This is a genomic window from Brachybacterium sp. HMSC06H03 (genome assembly GCF_001807385.1).
Taxonomy (GTDB): domain Bacteria; phylum Actinomycetota; class Actinomycetes; order Actinomycetales; family Dermabacteraceae; genus Brachybacterium; species Brachybacterium conglomeratum.
The window spans coordinates 1-10,944 of record NZ_KV788703.1 but is presented as its reverse complement, the minus strand read 5'-3'; the positions used below and the strand labels follow the sequence as shown (position 1 = coordinate 10,944).

The following is a 10,944-nucleotide window of genomic DNA, read 5'->3' as shown; positions in this document are numbered from 1 at the left end:
CGGGTGCGGCCCGGCCGCGAGCCAGGCTGCGCGCCAGTCCTCGACCGCCGGGGAGGCGAGCGCGTCGCCGGCCAGCAGCACCATGTTCCCGTCGGCCGGGCGGGCCAGCAGCTGCGCATCGGTGAGCGTCCACACCCCCGGCACGCCGACCACGGCAGCCGCGGCCTCGAGCTCCCGCACCTGCGCGGCGAGGAAGAGCTGCCCCGCGTCGTCGCCGACGTTCACCATCAGCAGCCCGTCGGCCCCCAGGTGGGAGAGCGCCTCGCGGTAGAACCCGGCCTCGGCGAGATGGGCGGGGGAGTCCTGGCCGGAGAAGACGTCGAGCACGATCACGTCGAACTCCCGCTCCCCGAGCTCGGCGAGCTCCTCGCGCGCGTCCCCGATGACCACCTCGAGCTCCGTGCCCTCCGGCAGCGGCAGCGCGGTGGTGACGAGGGTGGGCAGCTCCCGCTCGATCTCGATCACCAGCTGCGCGGAGCCGGGCCTGGTCGCCTGCACGTAGCGGACCAGGGTCAGCGCCCCGCCGCCGAGGTGCGCGATGCGCAGCGGCGCCCCGGCCGGCCGCACCTGGTCCAGCACGTTGCCCATCCGGCGCAGGTATTCGTGGACGAGCCGCGTCGGGTCCTCGAGGTCCACGTGGGACTGCTCCACGCCGCCGATCAGGAGGGTCCAGCCGCCCACCACCTCGTCGGCGACGATCCAGGCCGGCTGGTCCGAGAAGGACAGCTGCGCGCCGCGGGGCGTGCCGGGGGCGAAGGGCGTGGCGGGGGACGAAGGCGCGTTCATGGGGACATTGTGCCGAGGACGGGTACCCGGAGCGCGTGCCCACCTCCGGGCGGGCACCCGCACAATGGCGTCCATGACCGCTCTGGACATCCTGGACCTCCCCACCGGCCCCGTCGCCCTGCACCGCGCGCGCGAGGCGGACCTGCCCGAGCTCGTCGACCTGCTCGCCGACGACGTGCTGGGCCGGGAGCGGGATGCCCCGGAGCTCGGCCCCTATCGCCGGGCCTTCGCGGCGATCGACCAGGATCCCGCGCATCTCCTGCTCGCGGCGCGCGACGACGCGGGCGCGCTGCTCGCCACGCTCCAGCTGACGCTGCTGCCGTCCCTCTCCCGCGCAGGGGCGCTGCGCCTGCAGATCGAGTCGGTGCGCGTGGCCGCCGACGCGCGGGGGAGCGGCCTCGGGACCGCGCTGATGCAGTGGGTCCATCGCTGGGGGCGCGAGCACGGCGCCGCCCTCGCCCAGCTCACCACCGATGCCGCCCGCACGGACGCCCACCGCTTCTACACCCGGCTCGGGTACGCCCCGAGCCATCTCGGGTTCAAGCTCCCGCTCTGAGCCCGGCTCCCGCCCGGTCCCTGCTCCGAGCCCGGCGCCGGCCCGGTCCCCTCCGGCGACCGCCCGATCGCCCGAGGCGTCGCGGAACCGCCGCCAGTTGCCTATGGTGGGGTCACCACGGCGAAGTGATGCAGGTGACAGGAGGGCCCGGTGCCGATCTACGAGTTCCGCTGCCAGAGCGCGCACGAGTACGAGCGCTCGGTGCCCATCAGCGCCCGCGACGAGGACCTCCTCTGCCCCGACTGCGGTGCGCCGGCCCGTCGGCGGATGAGCGCCCCGCGCCTCGGCCGGCTCGGCTCGACCGCCGGACAGCTGCTGGACCGCGCCGCGAGCAGCGCCCACGAACCCGCCGTCGTCGATCGCGTCCCCGGGGCCCGCCCCGCCGCGACCCGCACCTCGACGGACCCGCGCCACGCGCGGCTGCCGCGTCCCTGAGACCGGCCCAGGACCCGGCGGGGCCGATCCGCGGACCCGTCGCTGTGGAAGGAGAAGCATGCCCCAGAACGTGTTCCCCCTCGACTCCGCGAAGCCCTTCACCGAGCAGAAGATCCTCGGTCACAACCGCTGGCATCCGGACATCCCGCCGGCCGTCAGCGTCAAGCCCGGCGACACCTTCCGCGTGGACTGCCGCGAGTGGTTCGACGGCTACATCAAGAACGACGACTCCGCCGAGGACATCGCCACCGCGCCCCTGCACACCGTCCACACCCTCTCGGGCCCCTTCCGTATCGAGGGGGCGAAGCCGGGCGACCTGCTGATCGTGGACATCCTCGACGTCGGCCCGATCCCGCAGGAGGACGACGGCCCGCTCGCGGGGCAGGGCTGGGGCTACACCGGCATCTTCGCCAAGCGCAACGGCGGCAGCTTCCTCACCGACCAGTTCCCCGACGCCTACAAGGCCGTGTGGGACTTCCGCGGCGAGAGGGCGACCTCCCGCCACGTCCCCGGCGTCGAGTTCACCGGCATGATCCACCCCGGCCTGATGGGCACCGCCCCGTCGCCGGAGCTGCTGGGGAAGTGGAACTCCCGTGAGGCGGCGCTCATCGCGACGGACCCGGACCGCGTGCCTGCCCTCGCCCTGCCGCCCGAGCCGGACGGCGCGATCCTCGGCGGGGTCCCCGACGGCGAGTTCGACCGGGTCGCGGGGGAGGGGGCGCGCACCGCCCCACCGCGCGAGAACGGCGGCAACCAGGACATCAAGAACCTCACCCGCGGCACGAGGATCTTCTACCCCGTGTTCGTGGACGGGGCGAACTTCTCCGTCGGCGACCTGCACTTCAGCCAGGGCGACGGCGAGATCACCTTCTGCGGCGGCATCGAGATGGGCGGGTTCGTCGACCTGCACGTCGACGTGATCCCCGGCGGGATGGAGAAGTACAACGTCGCCGAGAATGCGATCTTCATGCCCGGGAACACCGCCCCGCAGCACTCGCAGTGGCTGAGCTTCTCCGGCACCTCGGTGACGCTCGACGGTGAGCAGCGCTATCTCGACTCGCACCTCGCCTACCAGCGGGCGTGCCTGCACGCGATCGAGTACCTGACCACCTTCGGCTGGTCGGCCGAGCAGGCCTACCTGCTGCTGGGCGCCGCGCCGATCGAGGGACGGTTCTCCGGTGTGGTGGACATCCCCAACGCCTGCGCGACCGTCTCCCTGCCGCTGGACATCTTCGACATCGACATCCGCCCCGGGTCGGGCGAGGTGCCGAGGATCGATCCGGGCATCGGCGCGCCGCGCGCGAGCGTGGGCTGATCCCGAGGATCCGGCCGGCAGGGGCCGGCAGAGCATCGACCGACGACCGACGGCGGCGGGTCCGGGAGGAGTCCCGGAGCCGCCGCCGCGTCATCCGCGAGAGGTTGCCGGGATGACCGCCCCGACCCCCTTCTGCTGAACGGCGCGCCCGGCAGCGGCAAGTCCACCCTCGCCGCGGGGCGCCCGCTCGCGCTCGCCCTCGACGTCGACCAGCTGAAGCACTCATTGGGCGGCTGGGAGGAGTACCCTCAGCGCTCCAGGCCCGGCGCCTCGCCCGCGCGCTCGCCGGCAGGCAGCTCGGATCGACGAGATGGTGCGCCGCGCCGTGCTGCGCTGAGAGCCTCCGCCCGGCAGCTCCCCGTCGCCTGGTGATAATGGCGCACATGATCGACCTGGACCTGCTCTGGCACGACTATCTCGGGATCAGCTGGACCGGTGCACTGGGCGTGGTGCTCTCCACGATCGTGCTCTACCTGTTCTTCACGCTGCTGGTGCATCTCTCCGGCACCCGGCTGATGGCGACGATGAGCACGGCGAGCTTCGTGGTGCTCGCCGTGGTGGGCGGGGTCAGTGCACGCTCGATGCTCGGGGAGTCGCCGACGATGCTCGCAGCCCTGCTCGCGCTGAACACGCTGATGGTGATGGATGCGCTGATGGGGACGTTCCGCCGCATCGCTCCGGTCCTGCCCGCGGCCGTGCGTCGCCGCCCGAGCGTCGTGATGCTCGAGGGGAGCAGCCGTGCAGAGGCCCTGCGCCGACGTGGGCTGACGGAGGCCGGGCTGCACGATCGACTGCGCATCGGGGGAGTGCTCGACCCCGCCGAGGTGGAGCTCGTGATCCTCGAGGAGCGCGGCGGCCTGACGATCGTCCGCCGTGGTGAGCGGATCGCGCCCGGCCTCCTCGCCGGCGTCGAGGGCGCCGAGCTGGTCCCCGAGCGGCTGCTGACCTCCGCCTGACCCGTCCGGGCGGGGAAGGTCAGACCCCGCCCTGCGCGGTCCATGTCGTCGTGCCCCTCTGCGGCGGCGCAGTGCGGACCGCCGCGAGCTGCCACAGCGTGCCGTCGAGGGTAATGGTGACGAGGAGGCTGTCGAAGGCGGTTCCCTCCGTGGAGTCGACCAACTCGGCCGGGCGCGGGGGAGCAGCATCGTCCCGGCCGCGACGTCGCGGGCGGTGCCCGCGGCGCCGAGCAGCCAGAGGACCAGCATCACCCAGCCCACGGCCCGCAGCGCTGTGACGCCCGGCGGGCCTCAGACCTCCGTAGCCGCCGTCGACTCGCGGATCACCAGGCGCACCGGCACGATCACATTCGTGCGCACCCCGCCGTCGATCTGCTTGTTGAGTGCGTCGACGAGCTCCTCGGCGATGCGGGTGAAGTCCTGACGAACCGTCGTCAGCGGCGGAGTCTCGTCCTTCGCACCGGCGGAGTCGTCGAACCCGCCGACCAGGACGTCTCCGGGAACGGCGCGGCCCGCTTCGTGCAGCGCCTCGATCGCTCCGCGCGCCATCCGGTCATTCGCGGCGAAGAGACCGTCGAACCTCGGATGAGCCGCGATCAGCTCACGGGCGATCTCCCGACCGCTGTCGCTCGAGTAGTCGCCGTGGCGAACCTGCAGCAGTTCCGCGTCGACCCCTTCGACCGCCGCCGCTCGGATCGCGTCGCGGAACCCACCGGGGCGCAGGATGCCGCCGGGCGAGTGCTCGGGCCCGGCGATGACGACGAACCGGCGTGCGCCGCGCTCGAGCAGGTGCTCGGCCATCAGCCGCCCGCCTTCACGATCGTCCGCCGCGACGAAGGCGATGCGATCCTCGAGGCCCGTCGGACTGCCGATGTTCACCAGCGGGATCCCCGAGGAGAGAAGCCTGTCGAACAGATGGTGCTGCGGCTGCGCCGAGGCGGTGACCGCTGCATCGACCCCGCTGGTGAGGAGGAATGACTCGGCCCTTGTCGCGCTCGGCTCGTCCCCGGCCAGGAGAACCACCATCGACTGATCCCTGGTCGCCAGCGCGGCGCCCACCTCGACCACCAGCGCCTCGAAGTTCGGGTCCTCGAAGAACCGGGCGGGAGGCTCATCGACCACGAAGGCGATGGTGCCGCTCCTGCCGGTGCGAAGCTTCCGCGCGGTGGCGTTGGCGACGTAGCCCGTCTCCCGGATCGCCTTCGTGACGGCCTTCGACGCCTCCGGAGACACCCAGTGCCCTCCGTTGAGATGACGCGAGACGGTCCCTGTGGAGACACCGGCGCGCCGAGCCACCTCGGAGATCGTCGGACGCTTGGCCTTCCCGTCGGATCGTGGTGCGGCCACGTCTCTCCCTCCTCTCGGGTCGCCGCGACGCGACGACACCCGCGGCAAGTATCGCCGACGGCAGGGGCGCGAGCGCTCTCGGGTGCTGCGTTCAGCCCTTGACCGCGCCGCCGGTGAGATCCGACTGCCAGTAGCGCTGCAGGAGCAGGAACAGGGCGATGAGCGGGATGATCGAGACGAGCGCGCCGGTGATCACGGTGGTGTACATCGCCGGCTGCGAGGCGCCCTGGTTCATGAGGGTCGAGAGCCCCACGGTGATGGGGAACAGCTCGTCGTCGCCGAGCATGATGTACGGGAGCATGTAGTTGTTCCACACGCCCACGAACTGGAAGAGGAACACCGTCACGAGCCCCGGCATCATCATCGGCACGGCGAAGCGGGTGAAGATCCGCAGCTCCCCAGCGCCGTCGGTGCGGGCGGCCTCGACCATCTCCCGCGGGATGGAGGCGCCGGCGTAGATCCGGGCGAGGTAGATCCCGTAGGGGTTCAGGATGCTCGGCAGAAGCACCGCCCAGTAGGTGTTGGCGAGGCCGGCCTGCGCGAACAGCAGGTACTGGGGGACGGCGAGGATGACGGCCGGCAGCAGCACGCCGGCGAGGATCATGTTGAAGAACAGCTTCTTGCCGCGGAAGTCGAACAGGGCGAGGCCGTAGCCGGCGGCGGCCGAGACGAGCGTCGAGGCGAGCGCGCCGCCGATCGCGTAGAGCACGGTGTTACCGGCCCAGCGCAGGAACAGCCCGTCGCGATACGCGAGCAGGTCCCGCAGGTTCTCGAGCAGGTGCGTTGAGGGGGCGAAGGTGAAGGTCGAGAACAGCTCGTCGGCGCTCTTGGAGGCGGCGACCAGCACCCACAGCACCGGCAGCAGGCAGTAGAGGGCGCCGAGCAGGAGGATCCCGGTGGCGACGAGGGAGGGCCGCTCGGCCCCGACCCCGCTGCGGGCGGGGGTGCGCCCCGTGCGGGGCGAGGGGCGGTCGGCGACGGCGTCGGAGGAGGGGGCGGAGGGGTCGAGAGCGGTCGAGGCGGTCATGGCGCGGCTCACCGTGCTTCCTGGGAGAAGGCCTGACCGCGCACGAGGCGCAGGAAGCCGAAGGAGATGACGAAGGTCGCCAGGGCCACGAGCACGGACCCGGCGGAGGCGGTGTAGATGTCGTTCTCGGTGAAGGCGTCGCGGTAGATCCGCATGAGCGGGGACCAGGTGGTGGAGATCGAGCTCGTCAGCGGGCGCAGGAGCATCGGCTCGGCGAACACCTGGAGCGTCGCGATGATGGAGAAGACAGCGGTCATGATCAGAGAGGGCACGATCATCGGCACCTTCACGCGCAGCGCGATCTGCAGCTCGGAGCAGCCGTCGAGCGTCGCGGCCTCGTAGAGCTCGCCGGGCACGGAGCGCAGCGAGGTGTACAGCACCACCATGTTGAAGCCGGTGCCGCCCCAGATCCCGATGTTCGCGATCGCCAGCAGCACGAGCTGCGGGGAGAGCACGTCGGGCAGGGTGCCGCCGAGCGCGCCGGCCAGGAAGTGGAAGGGGCTCGTGCCGGGCAGGTACAGGAAGCCCCACAGCAGGGACGAGATGACGGCCGGCACCGCGTAGGGCAGGAAGATCAGGATGCGGCCGGCACGCCGCAGGCGGGCCCGCGGCGAGTCGAGCAGCAGCGCGAACAGCAGCGCGAGCCCCAGCATCACGGGCACGAGCACGAGGCCGTAGACCAGCACGCGCAGCGCGCTGGCGAGGAACTCGGGATCGGCGAGGACCTGGGCGTAGTTGCCCAGCCCCGCCCAGCCCTCGACGCGGCCGCCGGCGCCGAGGCCGAGGCCGACGACCTGCTCGCGCCGCACGCTCACCCAGAGGGCGTAGCCGATCGGCACGGCGAGGAAGGCGAGGAAGCAGAGCGCGGCGGGGGCGATGAAGATGAAGCCGAAGCGGTCGGTGCGCCGGCGGAGGGTGGAGGCGGTGGCGGTGCTCATGCGAGGTCGTACCCCTGGTTCTCGAGGTCGGCGACGGTGCCGGCGTGGATGGTGGCGACGGCGTCGACGAAGGCGTCGGCGGTGCCCGTCCGGGTCGCGAGCGCGAAGGCGTCGTTGAAGATCGAGTACGCGACGTTGACGTTGGGGCCGAAGGTGAAGGGCCGCACGCCCTCGGCGTTGTCGGTGGAGAGCTCGTGGAAGTCCTCCTGCGTGGCGAAGAACTCGGGCGGCGCGGTGAGGGCCTCGGCCGCACCGGGCCGGTCGGCGGGGAACACGCCGCTCTTCTCGACGAGGGCGCGCACCCCCTCGGGCGAGGTGTTCATCCACTCGGCGAAGCGCACCGCGGCGGCGCGGCGCGGGGAGTCGACCGTGACGGCGGTGGTGGAGCCGCCCCAGTTCCCGGTCGCCGCATGCCCGGCGTCCCACTGCGGGATCGTGGCCATCCGCCACAGCCCGGCGGTCGAGCCCGCGTTGCCGGCGAGCACACCCGGCGCCCAGGCGGCGGAGACCCAGCCCACCTGCGTGCCCGCGTTCAGGGCGGCGTTCCACTGCGGGGTGTACATCGGCTCGGCGGCGATGACGCCCTCCTCGACGAGGCCGCCCCAGTACTCGGCGACGCGCCTGGTGGGCTCGGTGTCGATCGCGACGCGCCAGCGCTCGCCGTCGATCTCCCACCAGGAGGCGCCGGCCTGCTGGGCGAGGCCGACGAAGAGGCCGGGGTCGGTCGAGGAGAAGGTCCCCAGGAACATCGTCTCGTCCGCGGCGTGTATGGTCCGGGCCGCCTCGGCGTACTCCTCCCAGGTGGTGGGGGCCGAAAGGCCGAGCTCGTCGAAGACGTCCCCGCGGAAGTACAGCTGCAGCGGGCCGGTGTCCTGCGGGATGGCGTAGATGCTGTCGCCCTGGAGGCCCACGGAGGACCAGATCCCCTCTGCGAAGTGTCCGGCAGTCTCGGGGGAGAGGTCGGCGGAGAGGTCGGCGAGGGCGTTCGCGGCGACCAGCGAGGTGATCGCCTGGTACTCGACCTGCACGAGGTCGGGGGCGCCGTTGCCGGCGCGGATGGCGGTGAGCAGCTTGGTCACGGCGGCGTCGCCGGCGTCCTGCCGGCTCACCTCCACCTGCACGTCGGGGTTCTGCGCGTTCCACAGCGCGACGACGTCCTCGATGCCGGGGGCCCAGGTCCAGAACGTCAGCTCGGTGGTGCCGGAGCCGGTGCCGGCCGCGGCGCCGCAGCCGGCGAGGGAGCCGGCGGCGAGGGCGCCGCCGCCGAGCGTCGTCGCCGCGCCGAGGAACCTGCGGCGCGAGAGGCCCGGGCGCTGCCGGGGGTGGGTGGCACTGGTCATGCTCGCCTCCTTGCGATGGACAGGCGGCCCGGTCGTGGACGGCCTGGCGGGAAGCGTAGGACTGTAATCGATCACAGTCAATGCTCGCCGGCGAGGCTTGCGAAGGAAAGACTTCCGTGTCAGAGTCCTGCACCATGCACCGTGATCGATCCCAGTCCTCTGTCGCCCATCCCTGGCCCCTCGGCGTCGAGGGCATCGCGTTCGGCGGCGACTACAACCCCGAGCAGTGGCCCCGGGAGACCTGGGTGGAGGACGCCCGCCTCATGCAGGAGGCGGGCGTGAACCTGGTGAGCATCGGGATGTTCTCGTGGGCGAGCCTCGAGCCGCGCCGGGGCGAGTACCGGTGGGAGTGGCTCGACGAGGTGTTCGAGATCCTCCACGGTCATGGGATCCGCATCGATCTCGGCACCCCCACCGCCGCGCCTCCCGCCTGGTTCTTCCGCGAGCAGCCGCAGGCCCGGGTCGTGGACCGCCAGGGCCGTGCGCTCGGCCCCGGCTCACGCGGCATGGCCTGCCCCTCGTCCCCCGCTTATCGCGACGCGGCGACCACCATCACCCGCGCCCTCGCCGAGCGCTACGGCGCCCATCCCGCCCTCGCGCTCTGGCACGTGCACAACGAGTACGGCGCCCCCGTCGGCGAGAGCTTCTCCTTGCACGCCCAGGACGCCTTCCGCGAGTGGGTCGCCCGCCGCTACGGCTCCCTCGAGGCGGTGAACGATGCCTGGGGCACGGCCTTCTGGGGCCAGGTGCTGGGCGAGTGGGCCGACGTCCACGCCCCGTTGCCCACGCCGTCGGTGCAGAACCCCTCGCTCGAGCTCGACTGGCGCCGCTTCAGCTCCGAGCAGATCCTCGAGTGCTTCCGCGCCGAGCGCGACGTGCTGCGGGAGCTCACCCCGCACGTTCCCGTCACGACCAACTTCATGGCGCACACCTGCCCGAACATCGACCTGTGGAAGTGGGCCGACGAGGTCGACGTGGTCTCCAACGACCACTACCTCGTCGCCGCCGACGAGCGGAACTTCGTCGAGCTCGCGCTCGACGCCGACCTCACCCGTTCGCTCGCCCGAGGTCGGCCGTGGATGCTCATGGAGCACTCCACCTCGGGCGTGAACTGGCAGGAGCGGAACATCGCCAAGCGCCCGGGCGAGATGGCCCGCAACTCGCTGTCCCACGTGGGCCGCGGAGCGGACGCGGTGATGTTCTTCCAGTGGCGCGCCTCGCGCAAGGGCGCGGAGAAGTTCCACTCGGCGATGCTCCCCCACGCCGGCACGGGCAGCCGGATCTGGCGTGAGGTCACCGAGCTCGGAGCCCGCCTCGGCGAGCTCGCGGACCTGCGGGGCTCACGGGTCACCGCCGACGTCGCGGTCCTGTGGGACTGGGAGTCGCACTGGGCGCAGGATCTCCCGTGGCGGCCCGCGGCCGCGCTCGGCCACCGCGCCCAGATCCAGACCTGGTACGAGCGGCTCTGGCGCGATCACCTCGCGGTCGACTTCGTCCACCCCGAGGACGACCTCTCCGCCTACCGGCTCGTGCTCGCCCCCGCCTCGTACCTCCTCACCGACGCCGCCGCCGCGAACCTCGCCGGCTACGTCGCCGCCGGCGGGAACCTCGTCGTCGGCCCGTTCTCGGGCGTCGTCGACGCCGAGGACGGCGTGCGCGCCGGAGGCCTCAACGCGGCTCTCGCCCCCGTGCTCGGCGTCGAGGTGCAGGAGTTCTGCCCCCTGCGCGAGGGCGAGGAGGTCCGCCTCGAGCTCAGCGGGAGCTCCCTGCGCGCCCGGATCTGGACCGAGGACCTCCACCTCGCCGGCGCCGAGGCGCTGGGGCGCTTCGCGGACGGCCCGCTGCCCGGCGGCGTCGCCGCGACCCGGCATGCCCACGGCGCCGGCCGCGCCTGGTACGTCGGCGCGGACCTCGACGCCGAAGACCTCGCCGCCCTGCTCGCCGAGCCCTACGCCGCGGCGGGACTCGCGCCTCGGGACCTGCCCGAGGACGTCGAGCTGCTCGAGCGCACCGCCGCCGACGGCGCGCGCCACCTCATCGCGCTGAACCACACCGCACGGCCTGTCGAGGTCCCCGCCGGGGACGGCACCGTGCTCGAGATCCCGGCCGGGGGAGTCGCCACCCGGCGCCTGCCTGCCCCGGCCCCGGTCGCCGCCAGCTGACGGCGACCCCGCCCCGACGCGAGGGAGAAGACGATGACGTCCACCCGCAGCACCCGCCCCGAGAACTCCCGCGCCGTGCCCC

At 72.6% G+C, this 10,944-nt stretch carries 10 protein-coding genes; 5 read left to right on the top strand and 5 right to left on the bottom strand.

The window, feature by feature from the left end; genetic code table 11:
- Nucleotides 1-786: spermidine synthase (locus HMPREF3159_RS04505; protein ID WP_070499863.1), on the bottom strand; the 786-nt coding region annotated here is incomplete at its 3' end.
- Between the two features lie 73 nt (nt 787-859).
- Here HMPREF3159_RS04505 and HMPREF3159_RS04500 point away from each other — a divergent pair.
- The 4 genes from HMPREF3159_RS04500 to HMPREF3159_RS17005 all read left to right on the top strand — a co-directional run bounded on the left by HMPREF3159_RS04500 (nt 860) and on the right by HMPREF3159_RS17005 (nt 4,048).
- Entirely contained in the window at nt 860-1,342 is a 483-nt protein-coding gene (locus HMPREF3159_RS04500; protein ID WP_070499865.1) for a GNAT family N-acetyltransferase, read from the top strand.
- Between the two features lie 150 nt (nt 1,343-1,492).
- Entirely contained in the window at nt 1,493-1,777 is a 285-nt protein-coding gene (locus HMPREF3159_RS04495; RefSeq protein ID WP_070499862.1) for an FmdB family zinc ribbon protein, read from the top strand.
- A gap of 58 nt (nt 1,778-1,835) precedes the next feature.
- Nucleotides 1,836-3,092 carry a formamidase gene (gene fmdA / locus HMPREF3159_RS04490; protein ID WP_070499861.1) on the top strand — a complete coding sequence of 419 codons (1,257 nt, stop codon included), beginning with the start codon at nt 1,836-1,838 and terminating at the stop codon, nt 3,090-3,092.
- A gap of 383 nt (nt 3,093-3,475) precedes the next feature.
- Nucleotides 3,476-4,048, top strand: a complete 573-nt coding sequence (locus HMPREF3159_RS17005) for a YetF domain-containing protein (protein ID WP_141748069.1) — start codon at nt 3,476-3,478, stop codon at nt 4,046-4,048.
- 291 nt (nt 4,049-4,339) lie between these two features.
- Here the strand turns inward: HMPREF3159_RS17005 and HMPREF3159_RS04480 are convergent, their stop codons facing one another.
- The 4 genes from HMPREF3159_RS04480 to HMPREF3159_RS04465 all read right to left on the bottom strand — a co-directional run bounded on the left by HMPREF3159_RS04480 (nt 4,340) and on the right by HMPREF3159_RS04465 (nt 8,700).
- Nucleotides 4,340-5,395: a LacI family DNA-binding transcriptional regulator gene (locus HMPREF3159_RS04480; protein ID WP_070499859.1), complete on the bottom strand. Its 1,056-nt coding sequence runs from the start codon at nt 5,393-5,395 to the stop codon at nt 4,340-4,342.
- Between the two features lie 91 nt (nt 5,396-5,486).
- Entirely contained in the window at nt 5,487-6,422 is a 936-nt protein-coding gene (locus tag HMPREF3159_RS04475; protein WP_070499864.1) for a carbohydrate ABC transporter permease, read from the bottom strand.
- An 8-nt stretch (nt 6,423-6,430) separates the two neighbouring features.
- Nucleotides 6,431-7,360, bottom strand: coding sequence for a carbohydrate ABC transporter permease (locus HMPREF3159_RS04470; RefSeq protein ID WP_062949515.1), 930 nt, complete (start codon nt 7,358-7,360; stop codon nt 6,431-6,433).
- Complete coding sequence (locus HMPREF3159_RS04465; RefSeq protein WP_070499858.1) at nt 7,357-8,700, bottom strand: ABC transporter substrate-binding protein; 1,344 nt, start codon at nt 8,698-8,700, stop codon at nt 7,357-7,359. Before HMPREF3159_RS04465 ends, HMPREF3159_RS04470 begins: the two co-directional genes overlap by 4 nt.
- A gap of 134 nt (nt 8,701-8,834) precedes the next feature.
- Here HMPREF3159_RS04465 and HMPREF3159_RS04460 point away from each other — a divergent pair, with 134 nt between their 5' ends.
- Nucleotides 8,835-10,862, top strand: coding sequence for a beta-galactosidase (locus HMPREF3159_RS04460; RefSeq protein ID WP_070499857.1), 2,028 nt, complete (start codon nt 8,835-8,837; stop codon nt 10,860-10,862).
- Nucleotides 10,863-10,944: the final 82 nt, after the last annotated feature.